Raw genomic sequence first — 15,032 nt, forward strand, 5'->3', positions numbered from 1 at the left:
GATTGAAGCTGCTCGTTCGCCCGGCATGGCATCTGCCTTCGCCGGGCGAATGAAGGTGCTTCCGATTCTCGAAGTGGCATTGCTCATTGCAGCTTCGATCGCACCGCTCGTCCTGCGGGATTACATCACTGTCTATGCGACGCGAGTGCTCATCCTGTGCCTCTTTGCGTTGTCGTTCGACCTGGTGTGGGGCTATGCCGGGATTTTGAGCTTGGGTCAGTCGTTGTTCTTCGGCATGGCCGGCTACGGAGTGGCGCTGCTTTCACGCGACTTCGGAGTCGGATCGATTTTTGCCGTCCTCCCGGCTGGAACCCTGATCGGTTTTGTGGCGGCATTGTACCTGGCTGGTTTCCTGCTGCTTGGCCGTCACCCCTCCAGTGTGGTCTTCGTTTCGCTTGGTACGATGACCGGAGCTTACACAGCTGACCGGCTTGCGAGAGGCTCTCATTACCTTGGCGGCCAGAACGGTATCCCTTCGATCCAACCGATGACAATCGGCTCATACCAACTGAGCGAGGGACCAGGGTTTTACTACCTGGTGCTCGCCATTCTGGTTCTGATCTACCTTCTGTCGCGCTTTTTGTTGAGGTCGCAGTTCGGTCTGGCGCTGGCGGGATTGCGAGAGAACGAACAGCGCATCGCCTTCTTCGGGTACAAAGTGCAACATTTGAAGGCGATCATATTCGCAATCAGCGGCGCGATCGCAGGGACTGCCGGCAGCCTCTATGCGTTTCACGAGGGGTTTGTCTGGACCAACATGCTGGGCGTGGTCATGTCGACCCAGGTCGTACTCTACGTCCTGTTCGGCGGCTCCGGGACATTGATCGGCGCGGTCATCGGCACCGCGATTGTCGAGGGCCTCAGCTTCTGGCTCTCCGACAACTATCGCGATATTTGGCCGATCATACTCGGCGTTCTGCTGTTGCTCGTCATTTTGTTCCGGCCACTCGGCTTGATCAGCCTGGTGCTGGGCGAGCGGGAACGTGTAGGTCATTTCGGCCCGAGCCTGAAGGAAAAGCGCAATGCCGCTCCTTGAAGCCGTGGGCATCTCCAAGGTCTTCGGCAAGCTCACCGCGCTAGACGGAGCGGCGCTCACGGTCGGCGAAAGAGAGTTTCATGGCCTGATCGGGCCGAACGGCTCGGGCAAGAGCACGCTGATGAAGTGTCTTGCAGGTGCGCTGGTGCCGACGCAGGGCAAGGTGACGTTCATCAATACTGACGTCACCTCGTTGACGCCGCCAGAGCGTGCGCGAGCGGGCATGAGCCTGAAATTCCAGATCACCGCCGTGCTACCTGCCCTCACGCTTTACGACAACATCCTGCTCGCGCTGCAGGCCCGGTCCTCACTGCTGGATCTGGCGTTCTCGCGTAGTCGGGGACGACTGCACGAGGAGGTCATGGCGATGCTCCTCCAGTTCCGGCTCGCCGATCGCGCCTTTGATGCTGCGGCGACCCTGTCTCATGGGCAGCAGCAATGGCTGGAGATCGCGATGGCGCTCGCTTGCCGGCCGCGCCTTCTGCTGTTGGACGAGCCGACCGGTGGCATGAGCCTCGAGGAGCGCCGCGTCACGGGCGAGTTGCTGCAGCCGATCAAACAGCATTGCTCGCTCCTGATCGTGGAGCACGACCTAGATTTCATCCGCGACATCTGCGACCGCCTGACTGTGCTCGATCAGGGCAAGGTGCTGGCGTCAGGGACGGTTGCCGAGATCCAGGCCAACAGAAGTGTCCAGGAGATCTATTTGCGCCGTGCCTGAATTCCTCAATATCAAGCATCTCGACGCCGGCTATGGACGCAGCCAGGTCTTGTTCGGCGTCAATATGGCCGTCCCGCCGCGCGGCGGTGTGGCCGTCCTTGGCCGCAACGGCGCCGGAAAGAGCACGCTCATGAAGGCGATCGTGGGCGAACTGCCGGCATGGAAGGGCGGCGTGCAGTTCGGCGGCCGGGACATCGATCGCCGCCGCACCGAAGAGCGGGTGCGGGCCGGTATTGGATATGTGCCGCAAGAGCATTCGGTGTTCGCGCGCCTGTCCGTGCGCGACAATCTCGCCGTCGGATCGCTTTTGCACCGCGATGGATCGGCAGTGGACCGGGTCATGAGGATGTTTCCAAAACTCGGCCAGCGCCTGGATCAGCCGGCCGGAACGCTGTCCGGTGGCGAGCGCAAGATGCTCGCAATCGCCCGCGCGATGCTCGGCAACCCTAAGCTTCTCCTATTGGATGAGCCGACCGAGGGTGTCTGGATCGGCGTCATCGAGGAGATCACCGAGCGCTTGATGGAGCTGGCCAGAGAGATCGCCATCATCATCGTTGAGCAACATCTCGATCTTGCAATGCGTGTCGCGGAGCACGCCTATGTGCTCGATCGCGGCCGTGTCGCGCTGTCGGGCCCCTCGCAGCAATTACGCGACGACCCGCGGCTCCTGACGTATCTGGCGCCGTAGAGGCGTCCCCGGCTGCCATCACAGCCCGAAAGATGGCGCCTTGAAGTTCCTTGCGATGGCCGAACAGAGAGGAACGATGTCCAAAACCATGAGCGATTTTGTGAATGCGTGCCAAGTCGTCGATGTCCATGAACATCACATACCCGAGGTCGCACATAGCCGGGACGTAAATCTGTTGAAACTGTTTCAACAGAGCTATGCGGCTTGGACAAGCAACGTCCTGCCATCCGAGCCCAAGGCGACGGGCGACATGTTATCTACCGCTACCGAGCCGACCACCTGGGAAGCCCTTGCGGCGTTCCTGGAGAAGAGCGGATCGAACGCATTCGTTCGCAACCTCGCCGGCGGTGTTGCCGAGCTTTACGGCGTCGCCGAGACCGGAATCACGCGCGACAACTGGGAGGCGGTAGACGCTTCCGTGCGCTTACGCCACAAGGAGGCGACATGGCCAAGTGAAGTCATTGGGCGCGCCGCCATCGGGCGGATCGTAACGGACCCTTTTCTCGATCCGTTGATGGATCCGCGCCCGGGTCTTGGACAAAACTACGATGCGGTCCTCCGGATCAACGCATTCGCCCTCGGCTGGCACCCGGAATCCCGCGATCACAATGGAAATTGCGGCCATACGTTGCTGCGGCGCCTTGGCATGGAGGTGAAAACCTTTGACGATTATTGCAATGCAATCCGCGAGCTGGTAGCCGGCTCCGCCCTGCGCAATCACGTTGCGCTCAAAAACGCGCTCGCCTATGACCGGGACCTAAGCTTTGACGAACCGAACGAGGACCTGGCTCGGCAGGCCTGGGGACAAAGGTCTCCATCCCGTGCGGCGCGCAAGGCTTTCTGCGACTTTGTCGTCGACCTGTTTTGTCAGCTCGCAGGCGAGGCCGACCTGCCAGTCCAAACGCACCTTGGAACGGCAATCATCAGCGGCTCCCACCCGCTACGCATGATCGGGTTGATTGAGCGTCATCCTCGGACGCGCTTTCTGCTGATGCATTTGGCCTATCCCTGGAGCCGGGACTTATTGGGAATGGCCTTTGTGTACCGTAATGTCTGGCTTGATTTGTGCTGGTCCTTTCTGTTGAGCCCGTCACATTTCAAGCTCGCCCTGCACGAGGCCATTGAAGTCTTGCCGGATGAATCGCGAATGATGATCGGAGGAGATTGTCTTCACGTCGAGGAGACGTTTGCCGCGGTACAGGGCGCACGCCGGCTCATCGGCGAGGTTCTGAACGAAAAGGTCGCGAAGGGTTACTTTCGATCCCGAGACGCAGAGCGCCTGGCGGTCAGAATCCTTGGCGAGAACGCGAGGGAGTTTTTCAGACTGTCCTGAACGCTGCCCTTTGTTACGCGATTTTACCCAAACGCGAGCGTAAGAGGCTGCTTGAAACCAAAAGGGACGGATAGCTTTCCGCCTACCGCGCTCCCCGAGGGAAAGAGCAGGGCGCGTGATTTAAGGCCATGAGCCAAGGGGAGGTCAGTTCGATGTTGAATGATCACCGGCAACTCAGCCGCCGCCGCTTTCTCGGCAATTTCGCCTTTGCGTCTGCGGCCGTTGCGGCCGGCCCGGGCAGCTGGGTGATCCGTCCTGACTGGGCCAACGCCGCCGAAGGCCCGATCAGGATTGGCATTGCCACCGACCTTACGGGGGCACTCGGCTTTGCCGGGAATACCGACGCCAATGTCGCTCGCATGGTCGCGAGCGAGATCAACGAGAACGGTGGTCTCCTGGGACGCCCGATCGAGCTCCTGATCGAGGACACTGCGTCCAACGAGTCGGTTGCTGTCGGCAATGTCCGCAAGCTGGTTCAGCGAGACAAGGTCGACCTGGTGCTCGGCGGCATTGCGAGCTCGATGCGCAACGCCATCAAGGACATCATCATCTCTCGTGGCAGGACGCTCTACATCTATCCGCAGGCCTACGAAGGCAGGGAGTGCACGCCCTATCTGTTTTGCACCGGGCCGGTACCGGCGCAGAATTGCGACCGGTTCATTCCGTGGTTGATCAAGAACGGTGGCAGACGCTTTGCGCTGCCTGGCTCCAACTACGTCTGGCCGCAAACAATCAATGCCTATGCGCGCAAGGTGATCGAGAGCAGCGGCGGCGAGGTGGTGTTCGAGGAGTACTACCCGCTCGACCAGATCGATTTTTCATCCACCGTGAGCCGCATCACGTCCAACAAGGTAGACGTCGTATTCAACAGCGTTATCCCCCCGGGCGTCGGCTCGTTCTTCAAACAGCTTTATGAAGCGGGCTTTTCCAGGAATGGGGGACAGCTGGGCTGCGTCTACTATGATGAGAACACGCTCGAAATGAACCAGGCTCACGAGATCGAAGGCCTCGCCAGCAGCCTCGACTATTACAAGGCGCTCACCGTGGAGGACCCGGTGAGCGCCAAAATCCAGTCGGCCTACGAAAAGCAGTTTCCAGGCAAGTTCCGGTTCTCAGCAGGCAGCGCCGCGACCGGCACTTATCGAGGACTGAAGCTGTGGGAAGCCGCAGTGAGGGAAGCCGGTACAATTGACCGCGAGGCCGTCGCCGCCGCGCTTGACCACGCAAGGATTGCGCAAGGGCCTGGCGGGCCGGCGGAGATGGTGCCGGGCAAGCGCCACTGCAGGATGAACATGTACATTGGTGTGGCAAAGGCCGGCCAATACGAGATCGTCGCCCGTAGCGCCGGCCCGGTCGAGCCGAAGGAGTGTTGAATGCCGCATGTTGCGCGGGCGAGCATCGCCGGCGCCGCCTGCGGGCAAATCGTGGTGGCTATGTCCCGCGATAGTTCGGCGGCCTCTTCTCAAAGAAGGCGTTCATTCCCTCCTGCTGGTCAGCTGTCCTGAAAGCGTGACGTATCGCTTGCCGCTCGAACTCGAGCCCGACGTCCAGCGTGGTCTGAAACGCTGCGAGAACGGCCGCTTTGGCAAGTTCAGCCGAACGGGGAGGCTTTTGCGCAATCAGATCGGCTATTTCGAGCGCTCGCGTCTGTGCCCGGCCGCTTTCGACAACTTCCGCGACAAGGCCTGCCTGCATCGCCATGCGGGCCGTAATGGACTGGCCGCTCAGGATCATCAGCATGGCCAGAGATTTGCCAGCCACACGAGTTAGCCTTTGCGTTGCGCCGTCACCCGGCAATATCCCGATGTTGATCTCAGGCTGCGCAAAGACCGCCCCTTCGCCTGCTATCACGATATCCGCGAGCAGCGCCAATTCGTGGCCGCCGCCGAAGCAAATGCCCTCGACCGCGGCAATGAGGGGCTTGGGGAAATTGGCTATGTCCCGCCAGGCAGAACGTCGCGCGGAATTGTCGATTGCCTCAAAGCCGCGTTCTCGCATCTCCTTGATGTCGGCTCCGGCAGAGAAGAACGCATCGCTGCCACAAAGCACGACACAGCGGACATCCTCATCGGTTGCGGCACGGCGCAAGGTGGCGCCAAGCTCGCCGATCAGCTGGTTGCTCAAGGCGTTTCGTTTCGATGTCCTATTCAGCGTCAATAGGCGCACGTGGGGCGCGACAGATGTCGACAGGATGAGATCGGGCGTCTCGGTCATGGAGCGATTCTCCGGAAGGAATATGACGTCACGCCTTAGACTGAAATCGATTTCTTAGCAACGGAGCTTTTCGGGGCTTCATTTTAGCTAGTTTGGCTCTTGGGGCGCTGGCTCGACGCGGCTTCGCCAGCAGTGTGGCTGACCTGCCCCTTAGAAAATGGCTTGACTCGTGGTTCCAAATGCTTATCTTTTATGAAATCGATTTCATGGATCGACGGAATAGATACCCGATACTGCGGGAAACCGGAAGCGTGCGGCCGGCGTGAGTGGGCTGCATCAGAGGGATCTCATTGACGCTGCGACGCGCTCTTGTGACGCCGCGCTGTCCAACAAGAATATCGGCTTCTTCAGAAGCGCGCTTTGAGCAACAGAGGAAGGCTGGCCATGAGGATGGCATGGAATCTGGCGCGCGCTTCATGCGAGCCGCCGCGCAAGTCGCAAGCAGCAATGGAGGCGTCCTGCGCGACCGAGGCCGTACGATGGCCGCTCGTGAGGCGAGGCCCGCAAATAAGTGAGGCGAGGCAGGCTTATCGCCAGCATGCCGGCCACCTTTTGCGCCTGCGCTTTCGCCGGCCGGCCTGCTCGATGCCGCCGCTCTCGTAGACCCCGCCGCGGCGGGCGCAGTTGAGCCGACGAGCGGCTGCTCGTTCTCGCCCGACCCGCAATACCATTCACGTCATCAATAGAGCCCGAGGACCCATGAACATTGTTGCTCAGCCCAGCGCTGCATCCATCCAGCTTGACAGTCCAGTCGCGAATAGACGGATGACCGCCGGCCTCGGAGGAGGCGTAGCTCTGGAGTGGTACGACTGGAACATCTATGGCGCGATGGCGGCGTTTCTCTCGCCTCACTTCTTTCCTTCTGATGATCCGACGACTTCGCTGCTCGCGGGACTGGCGGTGTACGGGGCGGGTTTCTTCGCTCGGCCCCTGGGCGCGGCGCTGCTGGGGCCGGTCGCCGATCGCATCAGCCACAAACGCGTCATGCTGATCTCGGTCACGGCCATGGCGGTTTGCTCGCTATTGATATCCTTATTGCCGACCTACAAGGACATTGGCGTCACGGCGGCCGTGGCGCTGCTCATCATGCGACTGATTCAGGGGCTTGCAACGGGCGCTGAAGCTGGTGTCGCCAACGCCATCGCGATTGAACTGGCGCCGCCCGGGAAGGAGGGACGTTTTCTTGGTCTAATCGGCGGCACGTTCATCCAGCTGGGAAACCTCGGATCCAGTCTGGTTGCCTTCCTGGTGAGCGCCTCGGTGGCTCCCGATGTGATGCGCGAGTGGGCTTGGCGCATACCCTTCGCGGTCGGTGGCGTGCTGGGCCTGTTGATCATCTATCTGCGCACCGCGGTGCCGGAAACCTTGATCCATCGGGCCATGCATAGGCAGGATGAGGCTTCGCGCATTCGGGAGACGACGGGCGGGGTGTGGAAGACGCTGTGGAGCGTGCGGCTATCCCTGCTGACTGTCATCCTGGTGATCGGGTCGATGCAGATTGCCAATTATGCCTGGAATGCCGGGCTGCCCAACATGGCCAACACTGTGTTCAAGGAGAACAGCACCTCTGTGTACGGGATCATGACATTGATGGTCCTGACCTGGATGCTGTCCGCACCTTTTGTCGGCGCCTTCGCGGACAAGGTACGGCCCTCGCGTGCTTTCACGCTGCTGCGGCTGCTGCTCATCCCGTGCTTCTTCCTGACGCTGCTCTACTCCGAAAAGAGCATCTCCACGTTTTTCTTTGTCACGGTATTCGGGGGCGCCATCGTGGGCTTCAACATGGCCCTCTACAACTTCATCGCCACCACGCTGATGCCGCGTGCGGTACGGACAACGGGAGTAGCTCTTGGCTATGCACTCGGTGTTTCGCTGTTTGGCGGAACGTCACCCTATCTGATGGTCTGGCTGCAACGCGAGCAAATTGCCTGGATGTTTCCCGTGTACGGCTCGTTCGTCGCGCTGCTCAGCGTCGTCGTCTACCGGGTCGCCAAGAAGCGCGGCCGCGTCTACATCGGTGATTGAAGGCGCTTTGCCTGCTGCATTCCGCTGCGCCAAGGCAGACGCAAGTGTTTCTTATTCGAGGCAAGGCAATGATCGCGGCAAACCTCACTTGCGGACCGGCGAATTCCTGAACTGGAGTCCAATGAATGAAAACGCCTTCATCGCCGCACTTCACGCCCGTGGACTTGAAGCCATATTTCAACGCCAGGCGTGCAAATGCCGGTGAAGGTTTTGCCAGCCGCCCGGGCGACACTGGCTGGATCGATTCCCTTCGCGGTCCGAAGATCCATCGCGGCATGCCCTTTCTCTTCGGCAGCGATACAGGGCCGGATGTGCTGGAGCTGCGCCCCGGGGCACCTCCTGTTGCCATCGCGCTGCCACCGACAATGGCGAGCTATGTGTTGTTCGTGCAAGTGGCGGCAGACCGACCCAGCGCAAGCCCCATGGGTTTCGGAGAGATCGGCCCGGCCACGCTGCCTGTGGAAGGCAATCCACTCGGCGATCTGGTCGCGACATACACGCTCTGCTACGCCGACGGCAGCGAGACCGACGTGCCGGTGCTGCGCAGGTTCGCGATCCAGCAGAACCACATCTCCTGGAGTGCGAGTGCGTTCGCTGCCCTGCCGCTACGCGCACCGATCGTGCACGCAAGCACCGGCGAGGACTTCGTACTCGGCAGAGTGCCGGGTGCGAGCTTCTTCCTGGGCGAGGCCCGCACCGAATCCGGACGCATGGACCGGCAAGGCGAGAACCTGTGGCTTTACGCGCTCCCGAACCCCTATCCAGACAAGGAGCTTTCCGCGTTAAGTTTGCGCGCGGGACAGGAACTCTCGCTCGTCTTTGCGGCGACCACGACAATCCTCACCCAGCATCCGCTGCGCCTTCAGGGCCGCCGCAAGCTCAAGGTGCGGCTGCCGCCCGGGGGCCATCTGAACAAGCTTGGCGAGCTCGATGTCGACGATCGGGGCGAGCAGATCGGCATGGACCTCGGCACGGTCATCTCGGCCCGCGCAGTGCTCGAGTACTCCAGAGCGGATTGGCTTGGCGCCAAAGTTGATGTGCAGCCCGTGCGCTCCGGGAACGAAGTCATCGTCGAGTACTCCGCACATCCGGACGCAAGGCTCTATCTGCGCTCTGACGATGGCCGCTTGCACGTCTTCGAGCTTCGCTCGCTGGAAGCTGCCGGCGATGCAGGAGGCGCGCCGCTCAATGTGACCACAATCGAACCGGCCACAAGGCCGGTCAGGATCCGCATCGTAGAGAAGGGCAGTGGCATGCGTGTTGCCGCGCGCCTGCATCTGCACGGTGCGCACGGGGAGTATCTGCCGCCCAAGGGGCATCACCGCAAGGTCAACACCGGCAGGTTCGAAGACTTCGCCGGCGAGTTTGCCAACGGGCTGAACCAGTACGCCTATGTGGACGGCAGCTGCGAGGCGGACCTGCCGCTCGGGCCCGTGTTCGTCGAGATCTGCAGGGGCTTTGAGGTGATTCCGCTACGCACCATCGTCGAAATCACTGCGTCCACCGACAATCTCACTTTTGAGCTCGATCGTGTCCTGCGCTGGCGCGAACAGGGATGGGTCAGCTCCGATACGCACGTCCATTTCCTGAGTCCGCAGACAGCTCTGCTCGAGGGCAAGGCTGAGGGTGTCAACGTCGTCAACCTGCTCGCGGCACAATGGGGCGAGCTATTCACCAACGTCGCTGATTTCGACGGCCGCACGACGATCGGGGCAAAGGATTTCGGTGGGGACGGAGAGTTTCTGGTTCGGGTCGGCACGGAGAACCGAATGCAGGTTCTGGGGCACATATCGCTGCTCGGCTACGAAGGCGAGATGATCAATCCGCTCTCTTGCGGCGGGTCCAACGAAGCTGCGATCGGCGATGTCCTTGAAGCGACCATGGCCGACTGGGCGGAGCGCTGCCGTCACCAAGGGGGACTGGTCGTGATGCCGCACGCGCCGAACCCGCAAGCCGAGCGGGCGGCCGACATTGTGCTCGGCCTTGTCGACGCCATCGAAATGATGTCGTTCAACCCGCGGACCGCGCAGATCAGCGCGTTTGGCCTGGCCGACTGGTACCGCTATCTCAACATCGGATACCATCTGCCGCTGGTAGCCGGCTCCGACAAGATGGACGCGGCCGCACTCCTCGGCGGTTCGCGGACCTATGTGCGGCTGGGCGAGCGCGACTTCACCTATCGCAATTGGATGGAGGCCGTGCGTCGCGGGGATACGTTCATCACCGTCGGGCCTCTGGTTGAGATGATCGTCGAAGGCCAGCGTCCCGGGAGCACGATCCCGCTTTCCCGTTCAGGCGGCACGCTTGGCATCGACTGGCGCATCGAATCGGTCAGCGTCGCACCGACACGGCTGGAGCTGATCCGTAACGGCACGGTGGTCGAGGAAGTCCGATGTGCCAGCTTGTCGTGCAAAGGTCAGCTCTCGCTGCACATCACCGAGTCCTGTTGGATCGCGCTACGCGTGCGGGGCAGTGTCGCTGGACGCGAGGCTGACATCGCGGCGCACACCAGTGCTGTCTACGTCACAGTTGGCGAGATGCCCATCTTTGCCACTGCGGACGCCGTGGCGGTCCTTGCGCAAATCGAGGGGTCGATCGCCTATATGGATACGCTTGCCCCGAAGTCCAATGAGGCGCGACACGCGCGGCTGCGAGCCACCCTGGAACTTGCGCATCATCGCCTGCATCACAAGCTGCACGAGCTCGGCGCCAGCCACCACCATGCGCCCGTTCACTCCGTTCACGCTGAACGCGAGCATTGAAAACCTCTGTGCCGTCGGCTCTTGGGAGGTGTCGTGGCATAGTCGCCGATCTACTTTTCGCGCGACAATGAATGGGCGGGCAGCACTGCGTTTCGACCGGCTCCTGGGGCCTTGGGGAGGTCAAACTACCTCCTTAACTGAAATCGTTTTCAAGTGGTGGGCGCAATCATACATCTCGGCTGCGCCGCCGGCGGGCGGGCCCTTCGCCAGAGCGTGGCGGCGCGCTCGATGAGCGCATGACAAGGCGGTAAGGCAACAGGACGCTTTTGGGAACCGGACTTCCGGCGATGGCATTGATTAGGTAATCGGCGGCCCCTCGGCCGATTTCAGCTGCCGGAACACTGACGGTTGTGAGCGGGGGGTCCATTTGCGCCGCGAGCTCCACATCGTCGAATCCTGTGATGGATAGCGCAGTCGGAACGATCAGCCCCATTTTTCGAGCCTCTGCCATGGCACCGATGGCAAGCGTGTCGGTGGTGCAGATCACCGCTGTCGTATCAGGGTGGTCGGTCAGGAGTTGACGAAGGGCGCTGCGGCCCTGGGCAAGCGAATAATCCGCCTTGATGATCTGGGTCGGCTTGAGCGGCAGGCCCGCGTCGGAGAGTGCGCGCTGAATTCCCTCGAGCCTGGCGCGGGATCTGTCGTTGGAGGTTGCAACAACATTGGCGATCGCGCCGAATCGGACATGTCCAAGCCTTAGGAGATACTGGGTCATCTCCCGGGTGGCGCTTTCGTTATCGATCCCTATCGCGGGGATACCGCCACCTGCCTTGGAAACATAGGTCGTGATGACGGGTACGCCGGCCTGTTCGATCAGGCTCCTCAGTTCACGTCCATGGGAGCCGCCAACAAGTACGATTCCATCGATGCCGCGTTCGACAAGGCTCTGCAGTTCCTGGAATTCCCGCCGCTGGTCATACTGCGAATTCGCAATGAACAGCGTGTAACCGCTTTCGCTGAGGCGGTTCTGCAGCGCCTCCACCCCTTCCGCAAAGATGCCGAGCGCCAGCGTCGGGACGATGACGCCGACAGTCCGCATGCGTCCCGATTTCAAGGCCCTGGCCGCGCTATCGCGCGTATAGGAGAGGTCATTGATATGCCGCATGACCCTGTCGCGAAGCTCCGGCCGCACGATATCGGGATGATTGAGGACGCGCGAGACGGTCGCCGGTGAGACATTTGCCTTCCGGGCGACGTCCTCGATCTTCACGCGCGGTTGCTGGCGGCCTTTGGGGTCGATGACAGGTTTCTTGTCCATCTGCTCTGGTCAATCGCGAGCAGGAGAGGGTCTCCCGCTCAAAACTTTAACCACCCCGAGTGCCACATGCTCAAGTCCTGTGTGTGGACGATCCCGCGCTATCTGTGGTCCTCCCAGCGCGGACGGCAGGTGAGCTGGTCGGGCGGCATTCGAAAAATCTGTTGATCCGCTTGACTCCGTTCGAAGGAGGGAATAATTCTGAAATCGATTTCAGAAATGAAGTAAGAAAATACCGTCATCTTCACGAAAGCCGAAGGCACGAACGTATGGTCGATCTCTTGAAGGGCATTCGTGTCCTGAGCTTCAATCACTTCCTGATGGGGCCGGTCGGGGTGCAGTTTCTGGCGGACCTCGGCGCTGACGTGATCGCCGTAGAACCTCCCGGCGGGGCCTTTCAGAGGAAATGGGGCGGAGCGGACAAGCGGGTCGACGGCCAGTCGATGTTGCTTCTCACCGGAAACCGCAACAAGCGCAGCCTCACGCTCGATCTGAAGAAACCCGAAGCCGTGGCCATTGCCAGGCAACTGATCGCGCAATCGGATGTGATCACAGAAAACTTTCGCCCGGGCGTGCTCGACAAGCTTGGCCTTGGCTATGAGAATGCAAAGAAGATCAATCCTCAGATCATCTACGCTGCCGCCTCCGGCTACGGTCCTGACGGGCCCTACGTCAATCGCCCCGGCCAAGATCTCTTGATCCAGGCGCTGTCAGGACTTGCGATGATCACCGGAAGCCGCGAGCAGGGGCCGCGGGCTGTCGGCGTTTCCGCCATCGATCATCACGGCGCTGCCTTGTTTGCGGCGGGAATTCTGGCTGCCCTGGTGAGAAAAGCGCGCACGGGGCAGGGCTGCCGCGTCGATGTCAGCCTGCTGTCGGCAGCGCTCGACCTGCAGATGGAATCTTTTACCTGCTACCTGAACGGCAAAAGGCCTGACGACGTCCGTCAGCCAGGCCCCGTAGCCGGCTGGTACTACGGAGCACCTTACGGCATCTATGCGACGCGCGATGGACACATTGCGATCTCTCTGGGATCGCTGGAGGCGCTCTCGGACGCGCTCGGCCTGCCTGCCGATCAGCGAATTCCTGACCAGGAGGCGTATCGCCGGCGGGATGAAGCCTCGGCTCTGATTGCCGCCAACGTCGCCAAGCGCTCAACCACGGAATGCATCGTCCTATTCGAAGCGCACGGAATTTGGCACGCCGCGGTCAACGACTATGCCGAGGTCGTTGTCGATCCGCAAATCGCGCACAACAAAAACTTCCAGGTCGTCGCTGGTGCAACGGGGACTCCCATCACGCTCGTCAGCCATCCCGTGCGCTACGACGGGGAGCTGCCGGACGTGCGTTTGCCGCCGCAAAAGCTTGGTGCGCAAACGGAAGAGATCCTGAAAGAGCTCGGCTATGACGCCCGGCAATTGAAGGATCTCTACGAGACGGGCGCCGTCGGCGCTGCAGAGTAGCATTATCAAACAAAAATAAGCTTCCCGAAAGAAGCACGCTTTTACACCAGGAGGGACCACGGGAATGGGACATAAACCTACTCGCGCGCGCTTTTTCGGCGACGCTTCCAGCAATGTTTACTCTTCGACGTCAGCGCAAGCGGCGATGCCGCTCGGCGGAGAGGTGAACACGTTCGTTCACGTCAGTCCCGTGTCCGATGCGCCTGAGGGGCAGATTGCCACCAGGACAATGACGGCAGGCCTCGGGGGAGGGGTTGCGCTCGAATGGTACGATTGGAACGTCTATGGCGTGATGGCGGCGTTCTTGTCGCCTCATTTCTTCCCATCGAATGATCCCACCACCTCGTTGCTCGCCGCGCTCGCCGTCTATGGAGCAGGCTTCTTCGCGCGGCCGCTGGGCGCGGCCCTGCTCGGTCCGGTCGCCGATCGCATCAGCCACAAACGGGTGATGATGATCTCGGTGACGGCGATGGCGCTGTGCTCGCTCTTGATCGCGCTTCTGCCGACTTACAGGGATATCGGGGTCGCCGCGGCGGTTGCGCTGCTTCTCCTTCGTCTTGTTCAAGGACTGGCGACCGGAGCTGAAGCCGGCGTCGCTAACGCCATCGCCATCGAGCTGGCGCCGCGCGGCCGGGAAGGGCGTTATCTGGGCCTGATCAGTGGTACGTTCATCCAGCTCGGCATCTTCGGATCCAGCATGGTGGCCTTTCTGGTGAGCGCGTCGGTCGCCCCCGAGGTGATGCGCGAATGGGCCTGGCGTCTGCCATTCGCCGTCGGCGGCGCGCTTGGCCTCTTGATCATTTATCTTCGCAGCACCCTTCCAGAAACCTTGATCAATCGCGCGATGCACCGGCAAGATGAGCTGTCGCGCATTCAGGATACGACAGGCGGTGTCTGGAAGACGCTTTGGAGCGTCCGGCTCTCCCTGCTCGCCGTCATTCTGGTAATCGGGTCGGTGCAGATCGCGAACTACGCCTGGAACACCGGTCTGCCCAACATGGCCAACACCGTGTTCAAGGAGGATAGCACGTCAGTCTACGGCATCATGACGCTGATGCTCCTGATCTGGATGTTTGCCGCACCCTTGGTTGGCGCGTTCGCCGACAAGGTCCGGCCCTCGCGCGCTTTCACGCTGCTGCGGCTGCTACTCATTCCGTGCTTCTTTCTGACGCTGGTCTATTCGGAGAAGAGCATCTCCACGTTCTTCTTTGTCACGGTGTTCGGCGGCGCCATCGTGGGCTTCAACATGGCCCTCTACAACTTTATCGCCACGACGCTGATGCCGCGTGCCGTGCGGACCACGGGGGTGGCGCTCGGCTACGCGTTGGGCGTGTCGCTGTTCGGCGGGACGTCACCCTATCTGCTCGTGTGGTTGCAACGTGAGCAGATCGCCTGGATGTTTCCTGTCTATGGATCGTTGATCGCGCTGCTCAGCGTCGTGGTCTACCAGATCGCCAGGAGGCGTGGCCGCGTCTACATCGGCGACTGACCCCCAACCTGCCTCCCCACCGCGCCTATGACGTAAAGAGAACTCT

Annotated in this window: 11 protein-coding genes; 9 read left to right on the plus strand and 2 right to left on the minus strand. The window is 61.1% G+C overall.

Annotated elements, in window-relative coordinates; all coding sequences use genetic code 11:
- Window positions 1-25 precede the first annotated feature (25 nt).
- The 5 genes from XH84_RS14320 (at window position 26) to XH84_RS14340 (ending at window position 5,151) form a co-directional block, all read left to right on the plus strand.
- A complete protein-coding gene (locus tag XH84_RS14320; RefSeq protein WP_128948464.1) occupies window positions 26-1,036 on the plus strand; it encodes a branched-chain amino acid ABC transporter permease in 1,011 nt (336 codons plus the stop codon).
- Window positions 1,023-1,757, plus strand: coding sequence for an ABC transporter ATP-binding protein (locus tag XH84_RS14325; protein WP_128948340.1), 735 nt, complete (start codon window positions 1,023-1,025; stop codon window positions 1,755-1,757). The genes XH84_RS14320 and XH84_RS14325 overlap by 14 nt, the downstream gene beginning before the upstream one ends.
- Window positions 1,750-2,445 carry an ABC transporter ATP-binding protein gene (locus XH84_RS14330; protein WP_128948341.1) on the plus strand — a complete coding sequence of 232 codons (696 nt, stop codon included), beginning with the start codon at window positions 1,750-1,752 and terminating at the stop codon, window positions 2,443-2,445. Before XH84_RS14325 ends, XH84_RS14330 begins: the two co-directional genes overlap by 8 nt.
- Before the next feature lie 76 nt (window positions 2,446-2,521).
- Window positions 2,522-3,778: an amidohydrolase family protein gene (locus tag XH84_RS14335; RefSeq protein ID WP_164937371.1), complete on the plus strand. Its 1,257-nt coding sequence runs from the start codon at window positions 2,522-2,524 to the stop codon at window positions 3,776-3,778.
- Window positions 3,779-3,930: 152 nt separating this feature from the next.
- Window positions 3,931-5,151: a substrate-binding protein gene (locus tag XH84_RS14340; RefSeq protein ID WP_164937372.1), complete on the plus strand. Its 1,221-nt coding sequence runs from the start codon at window positions 3,931-3,933 to the stop codon at window positions 5,149-5,151.
- 58 nt (window positions 5,152-5,209) lie between these two features.
- On the opposite strand, the gene XH84_RS14345 is transcribed toward XH84_RS14340, so the two are convergent.
- A complete protein-coding gene (locus XH84_RS14345) occupies window positions 5,210-5,992 on the minus strand; it encodes an enoyl-CoA hydratase-related protein (protein ID WP_128948343.1) in 783 nt (260 codons plus the stop codon).
- A gap of 765 nt (window positions 5,993-6,757) precedes the next feature.
- On the opposite strand from XH84_RS14345, the gene XH84_RS14350 reads away from it, so the two are divergent.
- Together XH84_RS14350 and XH84_RS14355 are read left to right on the plus strand one after the other, a co-directional pair.
- A complete protein-coding gene (locus XH84_RS14350) occupies window positions 6,758-8,017 on the plus strand; it encodes an MFS transporter (RefSeq protein WP_164937373.1) in 1,260 nt (419 codons plus the stop codon).
- A 125-nt stretch (window positions 8,018-8,142) separates the two neighbouring features.
- The gene (locus tag XH84_RS14355) at window positions 8,143-10,779 is read left to right on the plus strand and encodes a CehA/McbA family metallohydrolase (protein ID WP_245471724.1); all 2,637 of its coding nucleotides are present in this window, start codon (window positions 8,143-8,145) and stop codon (window positions 10,777-10,779) included.
- A gap of 166 nt (window positions 10,780-10,945) precedes the next feature.
- Here XH84_RS14355 and XH84_RS14360 read toward each other — a convergent pair whose 3' ends face one another.
- The gene (locus tag XH84_RS14360; protein ID WP_128948345.1) at window positions 10,946-12,037 is read right to left on the minus strand and encodes a LacI family DNA-binding transcriptional regulator; all 1,092 of its coding nucleotides are present in this window, start codon (window positions 12,035-12,037) and stop codon (window positions 10,946-10,948) included.
- 83 nt (window positions 12,038-12,120) lie between these two features.
- Between XH84_RS14360 and XH84_RS14365 the strand changes: the two genes are divergently transcribed.
- Both XH84_RS14365 and XH84_RS14370 read left to right on the plus strand, forming a co-directional pair.
- Complete coding sequence (locus XH84_RS14365; protein ID WP_245471725.1) at window positions 12,121-13,497, plus strand: CaiB/BaiF CoA transferase family protein; 1,377 nt, start codon at window positions 12,121-12,123, stop codon at window positions 13,495-13,497.
- Window positions 13,498-13,660: 163 nt separating this feature from the next.
- Window positions 13,661-14,986 (plus strand): MFS transporter, encoded by a 1,326-nt coding sequence (locus tag XH84_RS14370; protein ID WP_164937374.1) that lies wholly within the window; start codon window positions 13,661-13,663, stop codon window positions 14,984-14,986.
- Window positions 14,987-15,032 lie beyond the last annotated feature (46 nt).

This window comes from Bradyrhizobium nanningense (genome assembly GCF_004114535.1).
In the GTDB taxonomy this organism is placed as follows: Bacteria; Pseudomonadota; Alphaproteobacteria; order Rhizobiales; family Xanthobacteraceae; genus Bradyrhizobium; species Bradyrhizobium nanningense.